Source organism: Rhodococcus sp. RS1C4 (assembly GCF_002258225.1).
GTDB classification, from domain to species: domain Bacteria; phylum Actinomycetota; class Actinomycetes; order Mycobacteriales; family Mycobacteriaceae; genus Rhodococcoides; species Rhodococcoides fascians_E.
Genome location: NZ_NOXZ01000031.1, coordinates 263,278 through 290,223 on the forward strand (window position 1 = coordinate 263,278; position 26,946 = coordinate 290,223).

A 26,946-nucleotide genomic window follows, 5' to 3' on the forward strand; every position below is an offset into this window, starting at 1 on the left:
GCTCCCATCCATAGGCCTGCAAACCCGCTCGCTGTGTGCTGAACTGTGCGCGATACAGGGAGGTGGCCTGCACTGGCGACTGTCATCGCCACGATCGATACGAAGGGCGGCGTCGGGAAGTCCACGACGACTGCTGCCGTGGCCGAGCGCATCATCGCGACCGCCGGTGTGTATCCGTAGTCAGAATCTTGCTGATCGCAACCGGTGACGGAGGCAGCGGCGGCTCCTAGCCTTGGTCGACGTGACCGTCGATCTACCCCGGAATCCAGGATCAGCAGTACGTGAGAGCGCACATCCGCTCGACGACGCCGTGCGGGAAGCGCTGCTCGGCGAGCATGCGCGTTTCGCGCAGTGGCGAGGCCGAATCGGTCGCTATCACCCTGATGTCGCGGGACACCTCGGGCACCCACAGCAGCTGTCGACACAGGACTGGGACGACCTGGCCGGCATAGTCGGTCCCGGTGAGGAGACCTCGGTCCGAGGGTTCGGTCACGAGGTACCGGCAGGGTGGGAGGTCGTCGGCGGGTTCGATTCGGTGCAACTCGACGGGTCCGCGCTCGCCGTCGACCACGACCCCGACGCCGTCGTCCTCGGCGCCGACGACGTCCCGGACATCCTCGATCTCGTCGGCCGCACCAACCCCGGCCCGTACCGCATCCGGACCGTCGAGATGGGTCGGTACGTCGGAATTCGGGTCGACGGTCGTCTGGTCGCGATGGCGGGAGAGCGACTTCACCCGCCGGGATGGACCGAGATCAGTGCTGTCTGCACGGACCCGGCCTTTCGTGGTCGAGGTCTGGCCACGAGGTTGGTGCGCGACGTCGGTGCAGGCATCGTCGACCGCGGCGAGACCCCGTTCCTGCACGCTCTCGCGTCGAACGTGACGGCGATCAGCCTCTACGAGACGCTCGGTTTCAAGCTGCGCAAGCGTTCGTATGTCACTCGGGTACGCACACCGGCAACGGATCGGTGAATTTTCCGCCGCTGTGGCCAGCCCGACTTGACCGGGGCCCGAAGTTCGCATGAACTGGCTCGGTGATCGTGAACGAGGGCGTGTCCAGACGAGGGTTTCTTCGATCGTCGACGGTTGCGCTCGCAGCTGCGGGGGCAGCGTCGGCGTTGCCTGCCGTGGCGCACGCTCAGGGTGAGGATTTCGTACCGTTCCAGCACGGCGTCGCGTCGGGGGATCCGACGCCGGATGCGGTGATTCTCTGGACTCGTGTCACTCCGGAGCCCGGTGCAACCCCGGGCTCGGGCCTCGGCCCGGCCACGACCGTGCGGTGGCGCGTGGCCACCGACGCTCAGTTGACGAACCTCGTCCGCAGCGGCGCTGTGACGACCGACGCCGGGGTCGATCACACCGTCAAGGTGGACGTCGACGGGCTGACGGCGTCGACGACGTACTACTACAGCTTCGAGATCGCCGACGGTGACGCCGCGGGTGTGCAGTCGGTCGTGGGTACGACGTCGACGGCTCCGGCGAACGACGCGGACGTCGAGCGAATCAGGTTCGGTGTCGTGTCCTGCTCCAACTGGGAGTCCGGGTACTTCGGTGCCTACCGACATCTGTCGACGCGGACCGATCTGGACGCGATCATCCACCTGGGCGATTACATCTACGAGTACCGCACCGGAGAGTTCGCCGGAAAGAACGGCGTCATCCGCGTCCACGATCCGGTCCACGAGATCGTGAGTCTCGCGGACTACCGGACCAGGCACGGCCAGTACAAGAGCGACCCCGACCTGCAGGCCGCGCATCTGGGGGTGCCGTGGATCTGCACCTGGGACGACCACGAAAGCGCGAACGACGCCTACGACGGCGGAGCCCAGAACCACCAGCCGGAGACCGAAGGGCCTTGGAACGTCCGCAAGGCCAACTCCGTCCAGGCCTACTACGAGTGGATGCCGGTACGAGCGGCGGGAACACCGCAGAATCGGCACCTGTACCGCAGACTCCGCTTCGGCAATCTGCTCGAGTTGTCGATGCTCGACCTGCGGACCTACCGATCCAAACAGGTTTCGCCGACGGCGGGAGCCGAGGTCGATTCACCCAACCGCACCATCACCGGCGCAGACCAGATGCAGTGGCTCACCGACGGCCTGATCAGCTCACCGACCCGCTGGAAGATCGTCGGCAATCCCGTCATGATCACCCCGGTGCTGGTCCCGCCGCTCGAAAGCGAAGCTGCGCGGGCGTTGACCGGGCTGCTCGGCATCCCCGAAGGCGGAGTGCCCTACATGGCCGACCCCTGGGACGGCTACACCGCCGACCGCAAGAAGCTGCTCGCCGCCATCGCGGACAACGGCGTGAACAACACCGTCTTCATCACCGGCGACATCCACTCCGCCTGGGCATGCGACATCCCTCAGGACGCTGCCCGCTACTTCGAAACCGGTGGCGTCGCGACGGAGCTCGTCGTCACCTCCGTGTCCTCGGCCAACGTCGACGACCTCACCAAGACCCCGCCGCATACCCTGGGCCGAGTCGCGGAGGCCGCGCTGACCACCCTGAACCGACACATCCGATACGTCGAACTGGACAGCCACGGGTTCGGAGTCTTCGACGTCACCCCGTCGGGCGTCCAGATGGACCACTGGTTCCTCGACGCCAAGGAGGACCCGCTCACCGGAGTGTCCTGGGCAGCAGGCTTCACCGTCGGCGACGGCATCGCCCGCGTCGACCCCGCTCCACTCCCCGTCCGCTAGCCGACCCCTCTTTTTTCGGACCGAACGTACCGTTCGGTCACTCTGAGTGAGCGAATGTGCCGTTCGGTCACCACGGGCGGCATACTTGAACCATGGCTGTACCGAAGATTGTGCTGTTCTACGTGTTCACTCCGCTGCCGGATCCCGAGGCGATTCGGCTGTGGCAGCACACCTTGGCAGCGTCGAACAACCTCACCGGGCGCATTCTGATTTCGGAGCACGGCATCAATGCGACGGTCGGCGGTGATGTGGAGGACGTCAAGAAGTATGTCCGCGGCACCCGAAGCTATGCACCGTTCAAGGCAGCCGACATCAAGTGGTCGGAGGGGCTGGGGGACGATTTTCCGCGCCTGTCGGTGAAGGTTCGGCCGGAGATCGTCACGTTCGGGGCGCCGGAGGAGTTGAAGGTCGACGAGAACGGCGTGGTGGGCGGGGGAGTGCACCTCAGTCCGCAGCAGGTCAACGATCTGGTTGCCGAGCGCGGCGATGACGTTGTGTTCTTCGACGGCCGCAATGCGTTCGAAGCGCAGATCGGCAAGTTCAAGAACGCCGTCGTCCCGGATGTGGAGACGACGCGGGATTTCGTGGCGCAACTGGACTCGGGCGAGTTCGATCACCTGAAGTCCAGCCCGGTGGTCACGTACTGCACGGGCGGCGTCCGCTGCGAGGTGCTGTCGTCACTCATGCGTTCCCGCGGATTCGAGGAGGTCTACCAGATCGACGGTGGAATCGTCCGGTACGCAGAGACTTTCGGCGACGATGCATTGTGGGAAGGATCGTTGTACGTGTTCGACAAGCGGATGACGGTCGACTTCTCCGACCACACCGAGGTGATCGGGAGATGCACGGTGTGCAGCAACCCGACCTCGAGATATCAGGATTTCGACGGCGACGACGGGCGGGGCCTTCGCTTGGTATGCGTGGACTGTGCCTGAGCATTCACAGCCTCCTCTGCCGTATCGGGACGGTCTCGCGCCGTTGAGAATCCGCCTTCCGCACGACGACTCGTCCGTACTCGTTCTCGACTACCTGCAGCGTGAGCATCCCGGAGACGACTGGGTGACGATGTTGACCGGCGGCGAGGTGGTCGACGAGAAGGCTCGGCCTTGGACCGTCGAGAGTCGTTACGCACCAGGGAGGTTCGTCCACTTCCATCGCGTGCCGGCACCCGAGACTCCGGTGCCGTTCGAGCTCGACGTTCTGTACGACGCGGAGGGCATCGTCGTCGTCGACAAACCGCATTTCCTCGCGACGATTCCTCGCGGAATGCACGTCACCGAGACCGCGACCGTCAGACTGCGTCGCATCCTCGGTTGCGAGGACCTGACGCCCGCTCATCGTCTGGACAGAGCGACGGCAGGAGTGTTGATCTTCACCCGCTCGCGGGAGCTTCGGCGTCCGTACCAGGAACTGTTCTCCTCGCGGGCAGTGCTCAAGGAGTACGAGGCAGTCGCTGGATTCGATCCGTCTCTGGAATTCCCCCGGGTGGTGCGCAGCCGGATTCTGAAGGATCACGGTGTGATGGTCGCCCGCGAGGAACCGGGGGAGCCCAACAGCGAGACCCGCATCGAACTCGTCGAACGGTTCGGTGACACTGCTCGCTACCGGCTCTTCCCGCACACCGGCCGTACTCATCAGCTTCGGATTCACCTGTCCTCGTTGGGTATTCCCATCAAGGGCGACTCCTATTATCCGATCTACACCCGGACTGCAGCCGACGATTTCGACTCGCCGTTGCAGCTGCTCGCCCGTGCGGTGGAGTTCGACGACCCCATCACCGGTGGGCGTCGCAGATTCGTGAGCCGGCGGACCCTCGCGGGCTGAGCCGGGGTCGAGCCGCCGCAAGAACAAGACGCAGATGAAGAAACCTTCATGTGCGTCTCATGGGTACGTCATGGATTCCCGGCATAGTTCTACCCATGCACTCCTCCCGACCGCTCGCCGTCGGCGCGATACTCGCAGCCGTCGCGTTCGTCTTGGCGGCAAGTTTCCTCCTCACCCGCGCCCCTGATCCGGAGTTGGATCCGGCGCCGGTGGTGGTGAGCGTCGTACCGACTGCAACCCAGCCGACTGCGACCCAGCCGACCACGACCCAGCCGGCCCCGCAGCCGCCGACCGAGCTGCCGCCACCGCCGCCTGCCCCTGCCCCAGCCCCAGCGCCTGCTCCCCAGGCTCCCGCGCCGGCTCCTCAGGCACCGGTGATTCCGTACGACGACGACTGGGACGACGACGGCGACGACGGTGGGGACGACGATGACGACTGATACGACAGCTCCCGACTCGACTGCTCCCGATTCGACTGCAGTGACCAGGCGCGGATCCTCCCTTCCGGCTCGCTGGAAGATCACGGCCTGGATCATGCTGACGACGCTTCTGCTTCTGGTCGTCGTTCTGGTCACGGCTCGTAATCTGCTGCTGCGTGACGTCGACGTGCGAGCCAACGACGACATCGTGCAGGAGGCAGACGAGTTCAGGACGTTCGCCGCGGAAGGCGTCGACCCGACGACGACGCGCCCGTTCGTGTCCGTCGAGCGGCTGCTCGAGGTCTATCTGGCGCGGCAGTCGCCCAGCCTCGGTGAGGTGATGATCGGAGTCGTCGGCAACGACGTCGTCGGACAACCTCGTGGGGATGTCCCGGACGCGTTGATGCAGGATCCGGGACTGGTGCGTTCGTCGATCGACTCGGCGCAGCCTGCCGGCGTCATCGAGACGGTGTCGGGTCAGATGCGCTGGGGACGAGTCGATGTCGACGACGTCGCCGGGACGGGCGGAACGTTGTTCGTTGCGGTGTTCACCAAGTCCGGACGCGACCTCGTGGGCCGCACGATGCAGACGATGGCTCTCGTCGGCATCGTCGGATTGTCGCTCACGGCAGGCGTCGCGTATCTGGTGGCAGGCCGCATCCTGGCACCGGTGCGCACCGTGCGTACCGTTGCCGCGGAAATCGGTGAGACGGATCTGACCGCGCGGGTGCCGGTGCACGGTCGTGACGACATCGCCGACCTCGCCGAGACGTTCAACGCGATGCTGGATCGGCTCGAGAGCGCCTACACGACGCAACGCCAGTTCGTCGACGACGCCGGCCACGAATTGCGGACCCCCATCACGATCGTCCGCGGGCACCTCGAGCTGATGTCCGATGACCCCGACGAGCGGCGCAAGACGTTGGCGTTGGTGGACAGCGAGCTCGGACGAATGGGCCGGATCGTCAGCGATCTGCTCATGCTGGCGAAGGCGGAGCAACCGGACTTCGTCGTCCGCAAGACCGTGGACGTAGCTCAGTTGGTCCTCGACATCGAGTCGAAAGTGCAGACGATCGGCGATCGGCAGTGGTTGCTGATGGAGGTCGCGGAGGGAACGTGCAGTCTCGACGCGGAACGTGTGACGCAGGCGATGGTGCAGATGGCCGCCAACGCGGTGGGACACACCGCGGTCGGGTCTCGAATCCGGCTGGGGTCGCGCTTCGACGGCGACGGAGACGGAAGGGTCTTCTCGTTGTGGATCACCGACGACGGCCCCGGTGTCCGGCCCGAGGACGCGCCGCTGATCTTCGAACGATTTCAGCGAGGGTCTCCGGCCGATCGGACGACGCCGCAGCAGCGCTCGGGTGCGGGACTCGGCTTGGCCATCGTCCGAGCCATCGCCGACGCGCACGGCGGGTCCGCCTGGGTGCGCAGTGTGCACGGCGAGGGCGCGACCTTCGGCCTCGACCTGCCGAGCCCGGGACACACCGTCATCACCGAACAACAGTACGACGACACCGCCACGAAGGAGATCTCATGAGCCGCATACTCATCGCCGAGGACGATGTGCACATTGCGTCGTTCGTCGGAAAGGGCCTGCGCGCCGCTGGATACAGCACCGAGCATGTCGCCGACGGTGAGACGGCGCTCATGATGGCCCGCGAGGGCGGGTTCGACATGGTGGTGCTCGACATCGGGCTCCCGTCGATGGACGGCTTCACTGTTCTTCGTCAACTTCGGGGTGAGGGCGTGAGCACTCCGGTCGTCGTCCTGACGGCCCGTGACAGTGTCCGAGACACCGTGGCCGGACTCGAAGGCGGCGCGAACGATTACATGACCAAGCCGTTCCAGTTCGCGGAATTGCTTGCACGCGTGCGCTTGAGATTGCAGGACGACGTGTCGATCGGTGCGGAGTCGTCGCTGGTGCTGCGGGATCTGAGCTTGGACCTGCGGTCTCGCCGAGCGCAGATCGGCGATCGGGTGGTCGATCTGACGGCACGTGAGTTCGCGTTGCTCGAAGTCTTTCTCAGACACGCCGATCAGGTGCTCTCCCGGGAGCAAATTCTGGGTCAGGTGTGGGGTTACGATTTCGATCCTGCGTCCAACGTCGTCGACGTCTACGTTCGGGCGCTGCGCTCGAAGATCGGTGCCGAGCGTGTGGAGACGGTGCGCGGCATGGGATATCGATTGCGATGACCGAGACACGTTTCGCAACAACCCCGCCCACCAAGCTCGGCCGCACCGGGCCCAGTCGCCCGAGGATGCGGATCCCCGCGCCGACGCTGCCCATTGCGCTCAGCGGTGTCGTCGTCCTGCTTCTCTGCGTTCGCGTGGTGTTCGCCGGTGTCGCCGGGGACCTCTCGTTCGACGGAACGGTCACGGTGCTTGTCTTCCTCGTCGCGGTGTGGATGTGGATTTTCGCGCCGGTGGACGACACGTACGTCGCTCTCGGCGCGGCACTCACTCTGGTCCTGGCAGGTCCGGTCGACGCCGAGACGTTCACCGGCACCCTGGGCGACACCGTTATCTGGCTGTTGGTCGGATCCTTCGTCATCGCCGCAGCAGTCACGGCGAGCGGACTGGCGTCGTGGGTCGCCGCGCGGGTGTTGTCCGCGGCACGCACTCCGCGCCAACTCGTCCACCTCGTGACCATCGTTCTGCTCGTCACCACCTACGCGATTCCAGCGACGTCGGGGCGGGCCGCCCTCGCACTCCCGGTGTTCCTGGCGTTGGCCGCGGTCCTGCGGCACCGTCCGAAATTGGTGCTGGCCTTGGCGATCGTATTTCCGTCGGTGATCCTGTTCTCGGCCGTCGGTTCACTGCTCGGTGCAGGAGCGCATTTGATCACCAGCGAAATCCTGCGGACCGCCACGGGCTCGGGAATCGGCTTTCTGCAGTGGATCCTCCTCGGTCTTCCTCTGGCGATCGTGTGGTCCCACATTGCGGCCGAGATCGCGCTGTCGCTCTTCACCGACCGATCCGAGCGTGCACATCCGATCACGCTGAGCACGAACGCATTCGGTGTCAGCTCGGCCGCACCCCTCACCAGGCCGCAGCGTCGGCTCGTCGCGTTGCTCGGCGTCGTGATCGTGCTGTGGTCGAGTGAACCGCTGCATGGCATCGACCCGGCGATCGTGGCGATGATCGGAGCGCTGTTGGCGGCGGCTCCGCGCCTGGGTGCTACCACGCTGCCTGCCGCGCTCAAGACCATTCCGTGGTCGCTGTTGCTGTTCATGGCGGCGACGCTGTGTCTGGGTGTCGCCCTGACCACCAGCGGTGCCGCCCAGTGGTTCGCCGACCTTGCGTTCGGCCCGGTTCGTGGAATGGGCGGGTCGGCAGCCACGTCGTTCGTGGTGGTCGTCGTTCTGGTGTCGCTGGTGTCCCACTTGGTGATCCAATCGCGTTCGGCTCGGTCCGCGGTGCTCGTCCCCATCGTGATCGCCACGGCACCTGCCTTCGGAATCGATCCTGCTGCAGCGGCATTCGCATCGACCGCCGCCGCGGGATTCTGTCTGACTCTCACCAGTTCTGCCAAGCCGGTTGCCATGTTCGCTGCCTCGGACACCGTCCCCGGCTACTCCGGATCACATCTGCTTCGGATGTCCGCTGCCCTCGCTCCGGTATCGGTGGCGCTGATCCTCGCCTGCGCGTTGTGGGTCTGGCCCGCACTCGGGCTGTCCCTGCATTCCTGATCGTCCACGTCCCCAGAGGAGAACCCCCATGTCCAATCGCGTCCCGCAGAGAATTCTCGTTGCTCCCAGCGGTTTCAAGGAAAGCCTGTGCGCAGAGTCGGTGGCGACCGCCATCGCTGCAGGTGTGCGACGCGTACTGCCCGGGGTGCGCGTCGACACCGCGCCGATCGCCGACGGCGGGGAAGGCACTGCACGCACTCTGGCCGCCGCGACGCGAGGACAACTGCACGACGCGGTGGTGACGGGACCCGTCGGACAGGCGGTGACCGCGCAGTGGGCAACCCTCGGTGGTTCGGCGACCGGCGTCGCCGTCGTCGAAATGGCCGCTGCCGCTGGGCTTTCACTCGTACCGGCCGACATGCGTGACCCGGGGGCGACGACGACGTACGGCGTCGGGCAGCTCATTGCGGCCGCACTCGACGCCGGGGCCGAGCAGATTCTCGTCGGCTGTGGGGATTCCGGGACGTGCGACGGTGGGGCCGGAGCACTGCAGGCGCTCGGTGCTCGGATTCTCGACGCCGAGGGGATCGAGATCGGCCTCGGAGGAAACGAACTGACCCGAGCCGTGTCGATCGACCGGAGCGGACTACATCCGAGGTTGGCCGACGTGGAAGTGGTGTTGGCCTGCAACCCGCACAACGTCCTGTGCGGTTCGGGCGGGGTGGCACGCGTGTTCGGGCCACAGAAGGGCGCGTCCACGACGCAGGTGGAACGCTTGTCCGAGGCCCTGGACAACTGGGCCGACGTCCTCGAACGCGACGGAGTCCACGACGGCGACATCCGGCACGGCCTCGGTACAGGAGCGTCGGGAGGGCTGGGCGCCGGTCTCGCAGCCGGTGTCGGGGCCGCCCTCCGGTCTCGATTCGACGCCCTTCTCGATTCGGGACTGTCCGGAATCGACCTCGACCGCCGAATTCGCAAGGCGGACCTGGTGATCACCGCCGAAGGGTCGATCGACTTCCAGACCCCGAAAGGCAAAGTCCCCGCCGAAGTGGCGCGGCGCTGCCAACGACTCGGCGTACCTCTCATCGCGCTGGCAGGATCGCTGGGACAGGGTGCGCCGGCTGTCCACGACGTCGGCATCGCAGCCATCGCATCGATCATCACGGTCCCCATGCCCCTGGCCGAAGCCGTAGCCAATGGCGAGTCCCTGCTCACCGATGCAGCGGAGCGAACGATGCGGATGATTCTCCTCGGCGGCGCCGTCTCCGCACGGTCCGGTGGCAAACGACGCAAGGGTGCCGCCTAGCCGCCGCGCACCCCCTTTGGGTGGGACCGAATGAACCGTTCGGTCACTCCAAGTGACCGAACGTCACGTTCGGTCCGGAAAATGGAGGCCAGCCCGGACACGACTGCGCCCCCTGACCGTTGGTCAGGGGGCGCAGCGGTTGGAGGTTATGCCTGTGCGCGGGCGATGCCTCGTTCGATGGCTGCGATGATTTGTGGTCGCAGTTCGGCGGCGGGGACGATGTGGTCCACGGATCCGACTTGTTGTGCTCGCTGGATGTTGTGGATTGCTTCGAATTCCGCGGCGACTTCGCCGAGTTTGGCGTTGCGGACGTCGGCCTTGGTCGAGGCCAGTTCGACGCGTAGGTGTGCGCGTTCGGCGTCGGTGTCGGCTGCGGTGAGCCGGGCTTCGAGTTCCTTCACCGCGTCGTCGGCTGCGGTGCGGGCGTTGACGTCGCGGGTGAAGACGACGGCTGCGGCGGGTGCACCACCGAGGACGGAGGCGAAGGAGCCTTCGACGGCGAGAACTTCCATGTTGTCGTTGAGTGCTCCGGAGAACACCACGAATGCGCCGCCGTGGTAGCGGGAGACGACGCAGAACACGATGGGTCCGTCGAAGTTGACGATGGCCCTTCCGATTTCGGCGCCGTATTCGAGCTGGATGTTGCGCAGCGACTCGGGTGAGCCGTCGAAGCCGGACAGGTTGGCCAGCACCACGATCGGACGTGATCCGCTGGCGGCGTTGATGGCTCGTGCGGTCTTCTTCGACGAGCTCGGGAACAACGTGCCCGACGTCCACTGGTCCGGTCCGTCGGCGGGGAACCAGCCCTTACGGGGGATGGCCCGGGATTCGATGCCGATGACCGAGACGGGGATTCCGGCGAGGTGTGCATCGAAGACGACGGAGGTGTCGGCGTCGGCCATGTCGGCCCAGCGCTCGAGGACCGAGTGATCCTGGTCGACGACGGCGCGCATGACGGTGCGGATGTCGAACGGCTTCTTGCGGTCCGGGTTGGTTGCGCTGGAGAAGATGTCGCCGACGGTGGTGAAGTCGCTCGACGGGTGCACGTGCGGGTAGCTGCGCACGTCGCGGTCGGTCGGGTCGGCGGTGACGGCGCGGCGTGGGAAGCGTTCGCCGGGCAGCGCGTATGCGTGGTCGTAATGCGCGAACAGAACTTCCACGGCGGCACGCAGGTTCGGTGCCCAGTACTGGGCCTGGCCGTTCGGTCCCATGACGCGGTCGTAGCCACCGATGCCGAAGTTGTCTTCGGCGGAGACTCCACCGGAGTAGTCCAGGGACTGCTTGCCGGTGAGCACCATGGCGCTGTCCGGGGTCATCACGAGGATGCCCTTGGTGTGGGCGAGCATGGTCGCCTCGGCGTTCCAGTACGGCTGGGCGCCGACGTTGATGCCTGCGACGATGATGTTGATCTCGCCGCCGCCCTGGGTGAACGTGATGATCCGGCGCAGGCCGCGCGAGACCCAGTCCATGTTCTCGGTTCCGGTGGCCATCGAGATGGTGGCGCCGGAGGACAGGGCGAACCATTCGACGGGTGCGGCGATCTTCTCGGCGAGGTCGATGGCGGCGACGATGCGGGAGCATTCTGCTTCGGCGACGGTGCCGAGCGCCTTGGTCGGGTCACCGAACAGGGCGACGCGGGTGATGCCTTCGGGGTAGCGCTCGCTCGGTGTGGTGACGACGCCGGCGATGATGCCCGCCTTGTTCTTTCCGTACGGACGGTCGACGGCGCCGAACGTGCCTGCTTCGTCGAAGTCGTATTCGGTGAACGTTCCGCCTGCTTCGGTCAGCAGAGGGATCAGCTCGTACGGGTACACGGTGCCGCGTGCCTGCGAACGCTGAACCTTCTGGGTGTACTCGTCGATCGGGCGCAGCGGCTCGGTCGGCTTGTCGGTGACCTTGGCGACGATGCCTGCGCCGGAGCGGTAGGAGAAGCGGATCGCGACGTCGCGGGGGACGGAGTTGACGCCATCCTTGAGGCGCGCGATCAGCGTGATCTCTTCCAGGCCTGCGCCGATGGTTGACGGCGCGATGTGGCGTGCGATGGTCGCCAGGCGGTCCTCGGGTACGTCGAGCACGGGCCAGACGTAGAGGGTGACGCGGTTGGCGTCGAGGCGCTTCTTTCCGCGCTGTGCCTGGAATCGACGGATGCCGTCGAGGCATGCTGCGACGGTGCGCTCGATTTCGGGGACGGCGACGACTTCGCCGTTCTCGTCGAGTTGGGTGGTGACACCGCGGATTTCGGCGAGAGCCATGAGGCGCTCGTCGGACGGGTTCTCTTTCGCCTTGAGCTGGAAGAGGTACGTCCCCGGAGTGGCAGGCAGACGCTTGCCGTCGAAGTTCTTCAGGCGCCACAGATCCAGTCGCTGCCCGGTGAGCGGGTGCATGTCGCGGATGACGATGTCCTCGGCGAGCGGTTCGGAGCCGTCGACGTTGGGTCGGCGGAACGTCACGTTGCGAACGTCGTCGCCGCAGACGGTGATGGTGATGCGACGCCATCCACGTGTGCGGGGATGCTCGGACAGCACGGCGTGAATGGTCGACGAGATCTCGTCGCCGTCGGCGGGAGCGTCGGGCCAGGAGAGGTAGAGGTCGACGGCGAGGTGCTCGGGGGTGGGGCCTGCGATGTCGTCGATGGCGTCGAGAGTCGCGCGCAGTTCCGCGAACGACGTTGCGGTGGAGACCAAGTGGAGACGCTCACCGGCGAGTTCGAAGTTGCCGGTGACGAAGTGCTTGCCTTCACGGTCGAACGCCTTGACGTCCTCGAGCGTGCGGATCTCGTAGAACTGCCTGGTGATGACCTCGAGCAGGGCGCCGGGGTTCTCGATACGGGATGCGAGGAGGTCGATCAGTGGTTCCGGCGTCGAGACCAATGCGTCGATACGTGCCGCGTAATCGTGGGCGTCGGGGTTCTCGGCGAGGTACTGCAGGCTGCCGCGAACTCCGTCGTAGACCTGGTCGCGTGCACGTGCGATCTGCGGGGCGTCGAACAACCGGAACCGTAGGTTGCGGGCGACGTCGCCGATGACCGGGTAGCGAGCCTGGGTGGCGACGATGAGTCGCTCGAGCACGTCGCCGATCGCGGATTCGCTGGCTTGCTGGGCAGCGGAGTCGGTCAACCAGTGGTCCAGCAGAGCAGCGACGACGGGAACCTGGTTCTCGATGCGTTGGAGTGCGAGGAAGACGCGGTAGACGGCCTCTTCGAGCTCGGGGCCGCGTTCCAGATCGCCTGCGTCGTAGTGTCGAAGTGCACGAGAGAGCTTGCTGCGGAACGCATCCGGCAGTCCTTGGACGTCGGCGTCGAGTGAGCCGAGGAACGAGTGGAAGTGCTCACGCGGGGAATGGACACGCTCGTCGGTGTTCTCCTCGTCCATCGTCGGACGATTACGGGAGAGCTCGCAGATGTCGGCGAAGGTGTTGAGCAGAACCAATTCTGCATCGACGACGCTGCGGTCGTCGCGTGGAACGTCGGCACGCAGGGTTTCGTACTCGGTCAGCAGGGTGCGCGCACGCGATGCGCTGACGTCGAATCCGGTAATCAGGGCAGACAGTTCCTCGAGTACGCCCAGCGCCTGGCAGCTCGCCGACGCACCGGATGCGAGGTCCGCCGTGCGGAATTCCACCCGTGCCGTCTGGCTGGCGGCCTTCTGCTCGCCTGCCTGGTCGACACGCAGCAACGCGGCGCCGGAGTCGACCTGGCCGTTGACCGAGGCGAGTACCTCGCGGACCTTGCCGGCGTAGGGGGAGCGGACCGCGGTTTCCATCTTCATGGATTCGAGTACGACGAGGGTCTGCCCTGCCTCCACGTCGTCACCCACGGCGACGGGGACTGCGACGACGACGGCAGGTGCGGGGGCGCGGACGAGGCCCGCCTCGTCCTGGCTGATCTGGTGGCTGATGCCGTCGACCTCGACGAGGAAGTGCGCGGCCTGCGCGACGGTCACGACGGAGTATCGGCGGCCACCGAGGACGAGTCGGCTCTCGTATGCGCCGAGGCGTTCGACATCGACCTGCAGGTCTCCGCTGTCACCGTCGACGCGGTAGCTGTGCGGTCCGGTCTGGCCGACGGTCAGCTTGTAGGCCTGACCCTGGTAGCTCAGTTCCACGGTACGGCCGACGGTGTGGCTGGCGCGGGGGCGTCCGCCGCGGGCTGAGGTGAGGAACGACGCACGTTCGTGTGCTTCCTCGGCGTCGTATGCGTCGATGGCCGCGGCGATGATCGCGATGTCGGCTGTGGCCGTCGGGCCTGCGGGGGTGCCTGCGTCGGTGCGGTCGAGCCAGCCGGTGTCGGCGGAGGCGGTGATGACCTCTTCCTTGTCGAGCAGGCCGAGCAGGAACGACTTGGTGGTGGTACCGCCGTCGATGACGACGGTGGTCTCGCGCAGTGCGTTGCGCAGGCGGGCGAAGGCCTCGCTGCGATCGCGGCCCCAGGCGATGACCTTGGCGACCATGGAGTCGTAGTCCGGGGGAATGACGTCGCCCTGGGCGATACCGGTGTCGACGCGGATGCCGGTGCCGAGCGGGAACTTGAGCAGTTCGACGCTGCCCGGTGCCGGTGCGAAGCCGTTGTCGGCGTCCTCGGCGTTCAGGCGTGCCTCGACGGCGTGACCGAACTCGGCTGGGCAGTCTCCTTCGAGGCGGTGGCCGCCCGCGACGAGAATCTGCAGCTTCACCAGGTCGATTCCGGTGGTGTACTCGGTGATCGGGTGCTCGACCTGCAGTCGAGTGTTGACCTCGAGGAACGTGAAGATCTTCTGCTCGGGCTGGTACAGGTACTCGACCGTGCCTGCGCCTGCGTATTCGGCTGCGCGGACGAGTTCGGCGGACACGGACCGCAGGTGGTCGGACTGTTCCTTAGTCAGCAGCGGCGAGCTGGACTCTTCGATGACCTTCTGGTTGCGGCGCTGGATCGAGCAGTCGCGTACGCCCGGAGCCCAGACATTGCCGTGGTTGTCGGCGATGACCTGAACCTCGACGTGGCGGGCGTCGGTGACGAGACGTTCGATGAACACGACCGGGTCACCGAAGGAACGCTCGGCCTCGCCCTGGGTGCGCTCGAGTGCGAGTTCGAGTTCGTCCTCGTGGAAGACCTTGCGGATGCCGCGGCCACCACCACCGGAGCGGGCTTTGATGATCAGCGGGTAGCCGATCGCCTGGGCGTGACGACGAGCGTCGGCGCGGGTCTCGACGGGTCCGCCGGACCACGGTGCCACGGGGACGCCGACTTTCTCGGCGAGGAGCTTGGCTTCGACCTTGTCGCCGAGCAGGCGCATCGCGCTGGACGACGGACCGATGAAGGTGATGTTCAAGCGAGCGACGATGTCGGCGAACGCCGGGTCCTCGGCGACGAATCCCCATCCGACCCACACCGCGTCCGCGCCGGACTCGACGAGGGCGGCCTCGAGCACCTCGTAGTCGAGGTAGGCGGAACCGGACGCGGGCTTACCCAGGGTGACGGCCTCGTCGGCTTGGCGCACGAACATGGCCCGACGCTCTGCTTCGGTGTGCAGCGCGACCGTCCGGATGCCGTAGTCGTGCTCTGCGTTGAGTTCCTTGACGGCCCTGATCAGGCGTACTGCCGCCTCGCCTCTGTTGACTACTGCAATCCGCTTGAACAACGTGTCTCTCTTCGTCTCGGGTGAACTCGGTCTGTCTCACGTCGGGCACTACTTTTCGAGCCCGTCGGGTTCTATCAGATCTTCGGTCGGCGCCAGGGCCGATTCGGGGAATCTGCTTCGTCGTGGTCGGTCGAACGGTGCTGTTGGGTGGTCACACTGTGCCGATGTGTCCTTGCGGTGGCGACCACGCCCGATTCTCCGATCTCGACGGCTTGTACTCGTGGCCCGTCGATATCGGATGGGCCTGTCTGAATGTCGACTTATTCTAGCCGCTCACAGCACGTTTGCGATGTCAACTTCCGACTCGGTGGATGTGACAGATATCGCGTTGTTCAAACCTCAACCACCGCAGGGCATTTCACGAGCTATTCGCGATTCCTCTATGAATTGTCACGGAAGACTTGACGGCATACTGGCGAGTAGCGTTGGCAGAGGCCGACTTTCACGTTGTGGAACGTTCCCGGTTACCGGCCGGTACATTACCAGCGGGTAGGGGTGTCGGTGGGTCCCGCCCGACACTTCGACGCGGGCTCGATCGCCCTTGGTTGGCCTGTGAGTGCGGCCGACGTCGAACAACGCGCGTTGTGAACTTGCACGATAGACCGGGCAACCGGTTCGGAGACCATGACCATTACCGTCCCGGAGACTATTCTGGCGGTTCAGTGCAAGCATCCGACCTGTTCCAGGATGGCCGTTTCGAAGAGTGCAGAGGTAGTGGCAGTGTCGACTTCATCGGTTCCGGGCCGCGGTCATACGGGCCTCGGTCACGCAGGCCTCGATGGTCAGAATGTGGAAGGCCGAGTGCTTCGGCTGCTGCAGTTCCTGCGGGAGATCGTCACGGCACGTACCGAGCCGACGCTGGATTACGAGGATCACCTGCGGGTTCAGTGGATCGACGGCGAGACCGGTGCGCTCCGGCTCGACAGGAACGCCAGGGCAGGTGGCGTGGTGTTCCGAGCGGGACGCGTCGACGTCTCCGAGCCACCCGAGCTGCCGGCTCTGCTGAAAGGGCTCGTCGACCCGGCGATGATCGGCGACAGCCGCTACCGCGCGCTCGACCTGGAGGAATGGAAGGACACCGAGGCGGGTTACAGCGACACCGATGCGGATTTCGACATCCGCCGGGCGTACGAGATTCGCCAGGAGTTCGCGTCGTATTCAGCCAAGTGGCGTGTCTGGGCGGAGAACGATCGCAAGGTCAGGCCCCAGGCGTCTCTCTACGAGTCGCTGCAGCTGATGATGCAGGAGGTCGCCTCGCGGCCGGAGTCGGTCGAAGTCGTCGTCGCATCCGGTCTGCTCGGTCTCGCCGCGACGGATTCGTCGGCCGCGATCCGCACTCACGTCCTGACGCAGTCGGCGACCATCGAGAGGGACGTACGCACCGGGGACCTGCTGGTCACGCTCGCCGCGCACGCTCAACCGCATCTGGAGGATTCCAGATTGCTCGCATCCCACCCTCGATTCGACGTCTCGGGGTCGGTCGAGCTGCAGCAGACGCTCGCGTCGTCGGTGTCGTCTCCTCTCGCACCGCCGGTTCGGGAGTATCTGGTGGACTGGGCTCGGCGCACTCTCGACGTCGACCTGGAGGTGCGGGCCGAGCTGGACCGCCCGGCGACGTTCGGGGTCTCGGACAAGCCGACCCTGACGCTGTCTCCGGCAGTGGTGATGCGCAAACGAGACTCCTACGCCCTGCTGGACTACTACGAGCAGATGATCGCCGAGCTCGGACGAGACGGCGCGACGGCACCTCTCGGTCTCGCTCAGCTGGTCGAGCCAATCGAGCCGGCGGATCGGTTGGCGTGGCTGGAGCGGTCGGGCGCGGCGGACCCCCGCGAGATCGCCGAGGACCCGATGTTCCCGCTACCGGCGAACGCGGAGCAATCCCAGATCGTGCATCGCCTCGGACGTGACAGTGGGGTCGTCGTGGAGGGCCCACCGGGAACCGGGAAGACGCACACGATTGCCAACCTGATGTCCTCGCTGCTCGCGCGGGGGCAGAGGGTTCTGGTCACTAGTGAGAAATCACAAGCATTGCGTGTGCTGCGGGACAAGCTTCCTCCTGATCTACAGGAGTTGTGCGTGTCCATCACCGACCTGTCGCGCGGCGGGTCCGAGGAACTCAGTCGCAGCGTGGCTCGCATCGCGGATCGAAAAGCGGCCTACAACGACATCGACGACGCCGAGAAGATCGACTCCCTCGTCGCACGTCGCGCCGAAGCTCTCGCCCGACGCGATGGGTTGTTGGATGCGGTCGCCGAGGTGAGGGCGGCGGAAACCGTTGTACACCCGTATATCTCGGATGGATTCGAGGGGACAGCTGCGACCGTCGTGCGCAAGGTGAGTTCGCTCGAGGGAGCCCACGAGTGGCTGCCGGGCCCCCTGTTCGGTGAGCGCCCACCACTGAGCGGGACCGAGGTCGATCGGCTGCGCCGCTTGATCGCGACCGCACGTGAGGACAGGGATGTCAGGACTGGACAGGCTCTTCCCGCGCTCGAAACGATGCTGCCCAACTCGGCCGAGCTGAGAGCCCTGTGCGAGCGCGCGAGCGCGACGGCACCGACGACGTCCGATCAATCCGCTCAGCTGGTCGAATTCCTCGGTGGGGTCGATCCGGCGGCTGCGTTCGACATCCGCAGACTCTGCGAGGAGCTCGACGCTCGTGTCCGCGATGTCCAGGAGCTCGACGCCGTGTATCGGCAGTTGACCGATTCCGTTCTGTCCGGCGAAGCCGCTCATCTGTGGTCGAGAGTCAGCGGAACAGTGTCGACGGTCGACGTCGCGGCGCAGTCGGACCGTTTCGTCGGCGCGCACGACGTGCGCAGTTCGCTGACGTCGAACGCTGCGTTCCAAGCTCTCGAATCCTTCGCCGTGGCACTGGAATCGGGCTTGGAATGGAAGGGGAGATTCCGCAAGAGCGAGCAGCAGAAGGCCGTCGAGCAGCTGGGCATCGTGGCGGAGGTGGACGGGACGGCTGCTGCCTCGGCCGCGGCCGTGCGTCTCGTGGCCGAGCATGTCCGTGCTCTCGACATCGTTCGTACCGCGTCGGTTCTGTTGGCCGACTTGGGAATCGAGGTGTCCACGGACGGATCCCGGTCACGACAGGTCAACGATCTGCAACTCGTCGCCAGCAAGCTCGTTCGCGTGTCGGGTGTTCTCCATGCACGTGACGCCCTGGTCGAGCGTTTGTATGCAGTGTCTCCGTCTGCCCCGTGGATCCGAACCCTCGACGACGCGCAGAAGTTCGCGGGGTCCGCCGGTGCCATCGCGACTCGTATCGATGCGGACGTCGCTCGCGCCGAGTTGGAGCGGGTGCTGTACGGCGTTGCGGTCCAGATCGACAGTGGTCCGTCTCCGGAGGGTAACGCGCTGGTCGCCGCGATCAGCTCGGCCGACGCCGACGCGGTTGCCGCCGCGTGCGAGTCCTACCTTCTCGCCTGCGCCGAGCAGAAGGATCAACTCGAACAGGATGCGTTGTCCGCGAGGCTTATCGCGACCGCACCAGCGTTGCACGAGCTCGTCGTGGAGACTGCGGCCGACCCTGAATGGGACGAGCTGAGTTGGCAGATGTCCAAGGCGTGGGCGTGGCGCCGGGCGCGTGAGTGGGTGTCCGAACAACACGACTCGGGCCTCGAACACCGTCTCGACGCCGAGCTGAACGCGGCCGAGGCGGACCTGTCCTTTCTCACCGCCAAGCTCGGTGCGGCCATGGCGTGGCGTGACTGCCTCGAACGGATGACGGCCGTGGAAGTTCGTGCCCTGCAGACCTATCGGGAACACATTTCCGCGATCGGCTCGGGTGCGGGAAAGTACGCGGAGACCTATCGAAGTGCGGCTCGATCGGCCATGCGCGACGCACAGAGTGCCGTGCCGGCGTGGGTCATGCCTCTGCAACAGGTCCTCGCGTCGGTGCCGCCGGTCGCGGACAGCTTCGACGTTGTCATCGTCGACGAGGCCAGTCAGGCGGACATCAGCAGCCTGTTCCTGCTGTACCTGGCTCCGCGCGTCATCGTCGTCGGTGACGACCGTCAGTGCGCGCCGGCGGATGTTCCGCAGACCGGGACCCTGGAGGACGTCTTCACCAGGTTGGACGTCTATCTTCCCGATCTGCCGGAACACGTTCGCGCAACTCTGACGCCGCGATCGAGTCTGTTCTCGATGCTCCGGACGAGATTCGGCCAGGTCGTCAGGCTGCGGGAGCACTTCAGGTCGATGCCGGAGATCATCAACTGGTCCAGTCAGCAGTTCTACGGTGATTCCCCACTCGTCCCGGTGCGGCAGTTCGGGGCGGACAGGCTTCCACCGTTGCGGCACACGTACGTGCCGGATGCCACCGTCGTCGGCAAGGGCGCGACGCTGGTCAATCGCGTGGAAGCGTTGGCCATCGTCGGCCAGATCGTGAAGTGTCTCGCCGATCCCTTGTACCACGGCAAGACATTCGGAGTCGTTGTACTGCAGGGGAGTTCGCAGGTCGACGAAATTCGCAACGAGCTCATCAAACGTATCGGCATCGACCAGTGGGAGGATCGCCGACTCCGTGTCGGCACGCCCCCGGACTTCCAGGGAGACGAGCGCAGCGTCGTGTTCCTGTCCATGGTCGTCTCGCCGAGCCAGCCGTTCGTCGCGTTGACGGCAAATCAGTACAAGCGTCGTTTCAACGTCGCGGCGTCGCGTGCGCAGGACCAACTGTGGCTGTTCCATTCGGTCACCGTGGACCGGCTCAAGCGCGCGGACCTGCGTAACAGTTTGCTCGGGTACATGACGTCGGTGTCGCCTGCATCGGTTGTTTCGATGCCGCTCGGAGTGGACGCCGAATCACGCCACACAGATTTCGCGTCGTTGTTCGAGCAGCGAATCTTCGTGGAACTTCGCGATCGGGGTTACCACGTGACTCCGGGAGTCGAGGTGAACAACCGTCGGATAGATCTTGTCGTCACCGGGCAGGCCTCGCGGCTGGCGGTCGAGTGCGACGGTGACACGGTCCTGGACAGTCCGGAGCGGCTACGGGCAGACCTCCAGCGCGAACAGGAACTGAAACGGTGCGGCTGGACGTTCTGGCGAGTGCGCGAGTCGGAGTACTACCTCGACCCCGAGGCCGCCATGAGCACCCTGTGGTCGACGCTCGCCGCCGGTGGTATCGAACCCGATTCGGTGCGCGCCGACCCGGACCCGATCCGGACGATGGAGTGGACACCGTTGGACCTCGAACCGCGCAAGGAGGACATCGTCACCGAGGTGGCGTTGCCCGGTCGGGCTCCACGGCCGGCGGACGAGAATTCGTCGTGGAACGGGTGGCTCGGGCGATCGCGGGAGGACGAGGACGTGGACGTGCCGGCGGAAGCCGTCACCGAGGTCTGGACGATGCCCGCGGATGTCCGCGCGAGTTCCCCCGCGGATGTCCGCGCAAGTTCCCCCGCGGATGTCCGCGCGAGTTCCGAGGACGACGGCATCGTCGACGTGGAACTGCCGATCAACGGATTTCACGGTCGACGACGGTCGTAGCGGCAGGACCGGCGCGTCCGTGGCTGTGCGTTAGCGTGGAACACGACCTGTTTCCATTCGAGGGAGTGTTCATGTCCAGAGTTGCCATCTTCGGAGGCCACGGCAAGATCGCACTACGTCTGGCGCCGTTGCTCGTCGCACGGGGGCACGAGGTCGGAGCGATCATCCGTAATCCGGAACACGTGAACGACGTCGCGAATGCCGGTGCCACTCCGGTCGTCGCCGATATCGAGACTCTCGACGTCGAGAAGATCGCTGCGCTGATCGACGGTTTCGACGCAGTCGTCTGGTCGGCAGGCGCGGGCGGCGGAGACCCGAAGCGCACCTACGCCGTGGATCGCGATGCAGCCATTCGATCGATGGACGCGTCGGGCCGCGCGGGTGTGTCGCGATACGTCATGGTGTCGTACTTCGGTGCGGGGCCGGACCACGGCGTGGATCCGGACAATTCTTTCCACGCGTATGCGGACGCCAAAGCCGCAGCCGACGAATATCTGCGAACGACGTCGCTCGAGTGGACCATTCTCGGTCCGAGTGCCCTGACTCTGGAACCAGGTACCGGTTCCATCACGACGCGTGACGCCGGTGCGACGGGGGCGTCCGTGACCCGTGACGACGTCGCAGCAGCGATCGCAGCGGCATTGGACGACGAGTCCACCGTCGGCCGTTTCATCGAGTTCGACAACGGTGACACCCCCATCGCCGACGCGTTGCGTGCGTGATCGGACCGGGCGGCCGGTAGAGGCGCCGAACCGGCCACCGCTCGTGCGTCGGTTGACGGTGTCGTCCGTCGTTCTGTTGGTCGTGGTGCTGCTCTTCGGGGTTCCGTTGTGGACGCTGTTCTTCGCGGGTACGGATTGGCCGGCGGCCGTGTCGGTCGCGGGATGTGTCGGAATCCTCCTGGCTGGGATCACTCTGCCCACGGCGATGGTCCTGGGGCACGCGCGAGGGGACGACCGTGCGGCGCGAGTCGGCGACACGGTGCTCGGCGCTGTGTGGGTGCTGTTCGTGTGGAGTGTTCTGGGCAATCTCCTCGGCGCGGTGCTGACTGTCGCCGGGATCGAGGATCCGTTCCGCTCCAGGCTCGTCGCGTGCGCGGTGGTCGTCGTCGTGGTCGCGCTGCTGGTGTGGGGGCACTACGAGGCGATGAAGGTGCCTCGCGTCGTCGAGAAGGACGTTCATCTCGAGCGACTCGGCGCGGACCTGGACGGGTTGCGAGTGGTGATGATCACCGACACCCACTACGGTCCTATCGACCGCGCCGGATGGTCGGCCAGGGTGGTGGAGAGAATCAATGAGCTCGACGCCGACGTCGCGTGTCACATCGGTGATCTGGCCGACGGGTCGGTCGCCGCGCGCCGGCATCAGGTGGAACCGTTACGGCACGTTCGTGCTCGGTACGGGCGGGTGTACGTCACCGGGAATCACGAGTACTTCGGCGAGGCTCAGGCCTGGCTCGATCACATGGGATCGCTCGGGTGGACAGCGCTGCACAACGAGCGCATCGAGATCGGTTCCGGGAGCAGCGCTCTGGTGATCGCGGGCGTCGACGATCGGACGGCGTCGGGCTCGGGGACGGACGGGCACGGCGCGGATCTGGATCGGGCCTTGGACGGGGCGGACCCGCAGGTGCCGGTCTTCCTGCTCGCCCACCAGCCCAAACAAGTCGACGACGCGGTCAGGCGCGGAGTGGATCTGCAGGTGTCCGGGCACACTCACGGTGGGCAGATCTGGCCTTTCCGGTACCTGGTTCGGCTGGATCAGCCCACCGTGCGAGGTCTCAGTGCGCACGGTGAGCGGACCCAGCTCTACACCTCGCCCGGTACGGGCTTCTGGGGTCCGCCGTTCCGGGTGTTCGCGCCGAGCGAGATCACCGTTCTCGTTCTCCGTGCTCGGACTGCGGGCTAGTCCGGCGCGCCGAGATTCAGCTCGTCGGGGTGGGCACCGACGCGTGCGTTGTCGTCCAAGGTGGCAATCTCGCTGAGGTCCTCAGGCGTGAGCTCGAAGTCGAACACATCGATGTTCTGTGAAATCCGTTCGTCGTGAACGGATTTGGGGATCACGATCAGGCCGTTCTGCAGGTGCCAGCGAATCAACACCTGTGCTGCGGATTTACCGTGACGCTCGCCGATGGTCGTGATGACCGGGTCGGTGAGCAGGGTGTTGGGCTTGGATGCCTTGCCCCACCCGGAGTTGCTCGTTCCACCGAGCGGACTCCACGACTCGACAGCGATACCGTGCCGAGCGGCCGTGTCCTTGATCGCCTGCTGGGTGAGATGGGGGTGTAACTCGACCTGATCGACAGCGGGCAGCAGGCCGCCGCGGTCGATCAGCAGCTGTAGGTGGCGAGGCTCGAAGTTGCACACTCCGACTGCTTTCGCCTTGCCGGATTCTGCGATCTGTTCGAGCGCCTCCCAGGTTCGGAGCAGTCGATCGTCGTTCTGCAGCGGCCAATGGATGAGATAGAGGTCGACGTAATCGAGGCCGAGTTTGCTCAGGCTGGTGTCGAAGGCTGCCAACGCGGGCTCGTAACCCTGATCGGCGTTCCACAGCTTGGTGGTGACGAAGATGTCCTCACGCGCGACGTCGGCCGACGAGATGCCTCGCCCGACGGCTTCTTCGTTGCCGTACGCCGCGGCGGTGTCGATGTGGCGATAGCCGGCTTCGTCGAGCGCGTACCGGACAGCGTGCTCGGTCTCGCTGTCGGCTGCCTGCCAGACTCCCAGGCCGAGCTGGGGGATCGTGGTTCCGGAATTGAGGGTCAGGTTCGGAGTGCTCACACGTTCAAGGCTAGCGCCGTCCACCGTCCACCATGCCCGCATTGCCGTGGCCGGTGCGAGCGCTGGCATCATCGTGGGTGTGACGGTTCGTTTGCTTGCCACAGACCTCGACGGGACTCTGTTGAATTCGGAGCGTTCTGTTTCGGCACGAACTGCAGCGGCGATGGCCGCCGCCCGGGCCGCCGGGATCGAGGTTGTCTGGGCGTCGGCCCGGGCCAGGCACTCCATCCACGAGTTGGCCCAGTCCTGCGGATTCACGGGCAAGGCGATCGGCGCCAACGGAGCTGTTGTTCTCGATCTCGCCGACGGCACGCCCGTCGTCTCCGGGACGACGTCCATCGACGCGACTGCGGTCGCGACGGCGATGAAGAGGGTCCGTGACGTCGTGCCGGGGGTCGTCTTCGCGACGGTCGGTGCGACTCGATTCGTCGCCGAGCACGGATACGCCGCTCTGTGCGTGTTCGCCGACCATCATCGGCACCCCCACGAGATGGATGTCCGGTCGACGGTTCTGTCCGACGAGCCGACGGTCAAGATCGTTGCTCGTCACCCTGATGTTCCCAGCGTGGAGCTGTACCGAACGGTGTTGGCCGCAGAGGTCGACGGTGTCGAATTGACCCATTCCGGCGCACCGTACATCGAGATGTCGGCGACAGGGGTGTCCAAGGCCAGCGCGCTGGCGCGGTTGTGCGAGGAGTTGGGCATCGATCGGACCGCCGTCGCAGCCGTCGGTGACGCGTTCAACGACGTCCCCATGCTCGAATGGGCAGGAACCGCTCTGACCACCGAGAACGCGATGCTGGAGATCAAAGAGATCGCGGACAGAATCCTTCACTCCAACGACGACGACGGGGTGGCTCGGTACCTGGAAGAGCTGACAGAAGACCGTGCAGGACATTCGACAGAAGGAGCCCCCTCATGACTTCCGGCAGCGGTGAGTTGACTGTCGCCCAGTACCTTTCGTCGAACGGCATTCAGGTGACGCCGATCGGGCGCGACGCTGCGGCCGCCCTCGGGGTGGTGGCGCACACCCCGGCCGGGTGGGAGGCGGCACCTGCCGAGCAGTTCCCCGGCGCGACGGCCGTGCTCGTCGAGACTTCGCTCGTGGAGAACGGCTTCGCGCCGAACGCCGTGCTTCTTGTCGGAAAGCTTTCCACGGCAGTCGATTCCGGTCCGTTGCTCGACTGCAGCTTCACCGATGCTCGACTGATGCCGGGGTGGTCCGAGACATCGACAAGCGTCGAAGACCTCGGGCCGTGGCCGGCACGGTTCCTTGCTGGGTCGTTCACTGCGGAGCAACTGGAGTTGAACGTCACGACGCGGTACGCCGTTCTCGGTGTCGACGAGCAGTATCTGGTGCAGTTGACGGTCACCATCCTGGCCGGCCAAGCCGAGAAACTCGCGTTCGACGTCGCCGCGATCAACGACGGACTGTTCGATTTGGGATAGCTCACCCGTTCTGCTCGGACCCGATCGGTGCGACGCACAGTCACCGCACAGTTCACTACAGTCGGACACATGCCGAATCGCACCGGACGCGCACGGCACCTGACGCTGGTGCCGGACCTCCCGACCGAGCCGCGTCGGGAACTCGAGTTCGCACGAGCCGTACGCGACGTACCCGCCGACGGGGCGTCGGGGATCGTGCAGTTGACGCTGCACGTCGAGCTTCTGTCGTACGTCCCGACGGTGTGGCGACGCTTGAGACTTCGGTCGGACTTGTTACTTCCTGAACTGCATGCGCTGATCCAGGCCGCGATGGGCTGGCACGACGAGCACTACCGGCTGGACTCCGCGTCGGACACGTTCGTTCCCGCTGGCTTACGAGACGGAACCGACGCGGCGGGCGATCACGTGCGCGTGGACGCGGTACTGGCCCGCCCAGGCGATCGTGCTCACTACCGGTTCGATGAAGCGCGTGGCTTGTCGGTGCAGGTCATGGCGGTGGACATGGACATCGACGACCTACGGCCGACGTGCCTGGGCGCCGAGAACATTTGCCCCGGCCACGGGGCCGACGCGGATGCAGTATCCGGCAGATCCTCGACGCCGACAGTGGACGAGATCAACACACGTCTGCGCGGAGCCAGAGAAGTTCGCTCGTCGGAGACCGAAAGCGCAGCTGCATCGGCACTTGTTGCGAGGCTGTTCAGTCGAAGCGGTGCCGTCCCGAAGCCTCGTTTGCTGGAACTACTGCCTCGATGCGAGCTGACCATCGAGAGTTCCGTCGACCTGCCGGTAGCTGACACCGCCATGACGAAAATGATGTGGCTGCTTCGGAAAGTCGGTGACTCCGGCATCGCACTGGCCGGCGGCAGATTGCCGCCCCGTGTAGTGGAAGCCGTCCGCGACGAGCTGGACTGGGGAATCGGCTGGGTAGGCGACAGTCTCTTCGAAGCCGACCACCACCAAGCAACGGACCTGAGGGAAGCCGCGAAGGCGCTGGGTCTCGTTCGCGTGTTCAAGGGGGAGCTCGTTCGAACCAGAGTCGGCACCGCATTGGTCGACGACCCGGTCGGGCTCTGGCACCACTGCGCAGCTCGGCTGCCTCTCGGAAAGCAACCTCATGAACAGGACGCCGGAACGCTCTTCCTGATCGCGCTCGCCGCCTCGGCTTCACCCGCCCAACGGGACGCGATGATCGTCGAAGTCACGGGTGCACTCGACTGGGTGACCGGAGACCACGGCGCATTCGAAGCGCAGAAGATCGCGCACCCGACCGTTGCATTTCTGGATCTGATCGGTGCACACGGGCCGTTGTTCTATCTCGGAGGAGGGGGAGCGGAGTCCCCGATCTGGGCTCGACGGTTCGCTCGGGACGCGCTTCGGACTAGCCGACGCCTCTGACCAGGCGATTTGGAGTTCGGCGAGTCGTCGCGTAACTTTTGTCGAGTCAGAGCGACACGGACACCGACTGCAGCCGAGAGGTTGGAGACAACGAGGTTGTACGGTAGCTTTTGATTGGTTTGTCCCCCAAGAGTCGGAGCTTGCATCCGAGACCAAGCTGGGATAGGCTGGAACAGTTGCCCTTGATGCTGGTAGGCGTGAGTCTGCGGGTGGAGAGTGTGTGCGTGTTCTTTGAGAACTCAACAGTGTGTCGATGAATGTCAGTGCCGAATGTTTTAGGCGCTCATGCCTTTTTTGGTGTGGGTGTGACATCTT

18 protein-coding genes are annotated in these 26,946 nt (G+C 65.5%); 16 read left to right on the plus strand and 2 right to left on the minus strand.

Annotation, left to right across the window (positions count from 1 at the left end; translation table 11 throughout):
* Positions 1–45: 45 nt before the first annotated feature.
* The 10 genes from CH289_RS28765 (at position 46) to CH289_RS16470 (ending at position 9,890) form a co-directional block, all read left to right on the plus strand.
* Positions 46–180 (plus strand): ParA family protein, encoded by a 135-nt coding sequence (locus CH289_RS28765; protein WP_143545090.1) that lies wholly within the window; start codon positions 46–48, stop codon positions 178–180.
* A 52-nt stretch (positions 181–232) separates the two neighbouring features.
* Positions 233–973, plus strand: coding sequence for a GNAT family N-acetyltransferase (locus CH289_RS16430; RefSeq protein WP_019665290.1), 741 nt, complete (start codon positions 233–235; stop codon positions 971–973).
* 62 nt (positions 974–1,035) lie between these two features.
* Entirely contained in the window at positions 1,036–2,706 is a 1,671-nt protein-coding gene (locus CH289_RS16435; RefSeq protein WP_094713710.1) for an alkaline phosphatase D family protein, read from the plus strand.
* 92 nt (positions 2,707–2,798) lie between these two features.
* Positions 2,799–3,641, plus strand: coding sequence for an oxygen-dependent tRNA uridine(34) hydroxylase TrhO (gene trhO, locus CH289_RS16440; RefSeq protein WP_020113064.1), 843 nt, complete (start codon positions 2,799–2,801; stop codon positions 3,639–3,641).
* Positions 3,634–4,530: a pseudouridine synthase gene (locus CH289_RS16445; RefSeq protein ID WP_094728174.1), complete on the plus strand. Its 897-nt coding sequence runs from the start codon at positions 3,634–3,636 to the stop codon at positions 4,528–4,530. Before trhO ends, CH289_RS16445 begins: the two co-directional genes overlap by 8 nt.
* A gap of 95 nt (positions 4,531–4,625) precedes the next feature.
* Complete coding sequence (locus CH289_RS16450; RefSeq protein ID WP_019665286.1) at positions 4,626–4,970, plus strand: hypothetical protein; 345 nt, start codon at positions 4,626–4,628, stop codon at positions 4,968–4,970.
* Positions 4,960–6,489 carry an ATP-binding protein gene (locus tag CH289_RS16455; protein ID WP_256977261.1) on the plus strand — a complete coding sequence of 510 codons (1,530 nt, stop codon included), beginning with the start codon at positions 4,960–4,962 and terminating at the stop codon, positions 6,487–6,489. The genes CH289_RS16450 and CH289_RS16455 overlap by 11 nt, the downstream gene beginning before the upstream one ends.
* Positions 6,486–7,145: a response regulator transcription factor gene (locus CH289_RS16460; RefSeq protein ID WP_019665284.1), complete on the plus strand. Its 660-nt coding sequence runs from the start codon at positions 6,486–6,488 to the stop codon at positions 7,143–7,145. Before CH289_RS16455 ends, CH289_RS16460 begins: the two co-directional genes overlap by 4 nt.
* Positions 7,142–8,641 carry an SLC13 family permease gene (locus CH289_RS16465; RefSeq protein ID WP_033188090.1) on the plus strand — a complete coding sequence of 500 codons (1,500 nt, stop codon included), beginning with the start codon at positions 7,142–7,144 and terminating at the stop codon, positions 8,639–8,641. Before CH289_RS16460 ends, CH289_RS16465 begins: the two co-directional genes overlap by 4 nt.
* A gap of 28 nt (positions 8,642–8,669) precedes the next feature.
* Entirely contained in the window at positions 8,670–9,890 is a 1,221-nt protein-coding gene (locus CH289_RS16470; RefSeq protein ID WP_033188091.1) for a glycerate kinase family protein, read from the plus strand.
* Positions 9,891–10,036: 146 nt separating this feature from the next.
* On the opposite strand, the gene CH289_RS16475 is transcribed toward CH289_RS16470, so the two are convergent.
* Positions 10,037–15,505: an ATP-binding protein gene (locus CH289_RS16475; protein WP_094728175.1), complete on the minus strand. Its 5,469-nt coding sequence runs from the start codon at positions 15,503–15,505 to the stop codon at positions 10,037–10,039.
* 801 nt (positions 15,506–16,306) lie between these two features.
* Between CH289_RS16475 and CH289_RS16480 the strand changes: the two genes are divergently transcribed.
* The 3 genes from CH289_RS16480 to CH289_RS16490 all read left to right on the plus strand — a co-directional run bounded on the left by CH289_RS16480 (position 16,307) and on the right by CH289_RS16490 (position 22,912).
* Positions 16,307–21,004 carry an AAA domain-containing protein gene (locus tag CH289_RS16480; protein ID WP_094728176.1) on the plus strand — a complete coding sequence of 1,566 codons (4,698 nt, stop codon included), beginning with the start codon at positions 16,307–16,309 and terminating at the stop codon, positions 21,002–21,004.
* Between the two features lie 71 nt (positions 21,005–21,075).
* Positions 21,076–21,726, plus strand: a complete 651-nt coding sequence (locus tag CH289_RS16485; RefSeq protein WP_143545091.1) for an NAD(P)-dependent oxidoreductase — start codon at positions 21,076–21,078, stop codon at positions 21,724–21,726.
* Entirely contained in the window at positions 21,719–22,912 is a 1,194-nt protein-coding gene (locus CH289_RS16490) for a metallophosphoesterase (RefSeq protein WP_094728178.1), read from the plus strand. Before CH289_RS16485 ends, CH289_RS16490 begins: the two co-directional genes overlap by 8 nt.
* Here CH289_RS16490 and CH289_RS16495 read toward each other — a convergent pair.
* Positions 22,909–23,784 carry an aldo/keto reductase gene (locus CH289_RS16495; protein WP_020113057.1) on the minus strand — a complete coding sequence of 292 codons (876 nt, stop codon included), beginning with the start codon at positions 23,782–23,784 and terminating at the stop codon, positions 22,909–22,911. The two genes, CH289_RS16490 and CH289_RS16495, sit on opposite strands and share 4 nt — an antisense overlap.
* Positions 23,785–23,830: 46 nt before the next feature.
* On the opposite strand from CH289_RS16495, the gene CH289_RS16500 reads away from it, so the two are divergent.
* The 3 genes from CH289_RS16500 (at position 23,831) to CH289_RS16510 (ending at position 26,631) form a co-directional block, all read left to right on the plus strand.
* On the plus strand, positions 23,831–24,706 hold the full coding sequence (locus tag CH289_RS16500) for a Cof-type HAD-IIB family hydrolase (RefSeq protein WP_094728179.1): 876 nt from the start codon (positions 23,831–23,833) through the stop codon (positions 24,704–24,706).
* Entirely contained in the window at positions 24,703–25,233 is a 531-nt protein-coding gene (locus CH289_RS16505) for an LpqN/LpqT family lipoprotein (RefSeq protein ID WP_094728180.1), read from the plus strand. The genes CH289_RS16500 and CH289_RS16505 overlap by 4 nt, the downstream gene beginning before the upstream one ends.
* Positions 25,234–25,302: 69 nt before the next feature.
* Positions 25,303–26,631, plus strand: a complete 1,329-nt coding sequence (locus tag CH289_RS16510; RefSeq protein WP_094627441.1) for an IS1096 element passenger TnpR family protein — start codon at positions 25,303–25,305, stop codon at positions 26,629–26,631.
* Positions 26,632–26,946: the final 315 nt, after the last annotated feature.

What these genes read in the sequence shown, in the direction of transcription:
- CH289_RS16460 (WP_019665284.1), top strand. Translation starts at nt 6,486, where the DNA reads ATGAGCCGCATACTCATCGCCGAGGACGATGTGCACATTGCGTCGTTC.
- CH289_RS16450 (WP_019665286.1), top strand. Translation starts at nt 4,626, where the DNA reads ATGCACTCCTCCCGACCGCTCGCCGTCGGCGCGATACTCGCAGCCGTC.
- CH289_RS16455 (WP_256977261.1), top strand. Translation starts at nt 4,960, where the DNA reads ATGACGACTGATACGACAGCTCCCGACTCGACTGCTCCCGATTCGACT.
- trhO (WP_020113064.1), top strand. Translation starts at nt 2,799, where the DNA reads ATGGCTGTACCGAAGATTGTGCTGTTCTACGTGTTCACTCCGCTGCCG.
- CH289_RS16470 (WP_033188091.1), top strand. Translation starts at nt 8,670, where the DNA reads ATGTCCAATCGCGTCCCGCAGAGAATTCTCGTTGCTCCCAGCGGTTTC.
- CH289_RS16465 (WP_033188090.1), top strand. Translation starts at nt 7,142, where the DNA reads ATGACCGAGACACGTTTCGCAACAACCCCGCCCACCAAGCTCGGCCGC.
- CH289_RS16485 (WP_143545091.1), top strand. Translation starts at nt 21,076, where the DNA reads ATGTCCAGAGTTGCCATCTTCGGAGGCCACGGCAAGATCGCACTACGT.
- CH289_RS16510 (WP_094627441.1), top strand. Translation starts at nt 25,303, where the DNA reads ATGCCGAATCGCACCGGACGCGCACGGCACCTGACGCTGGTGCCGGAC.
- CH289_RS16505 (WP_094728180.1), top strand. Translation starts at nt 24,703, where the DNA reads ATGACTTCCGGCAGCGGTGAGTTGACTGTCGCCCAGTACCTTTCGTCG.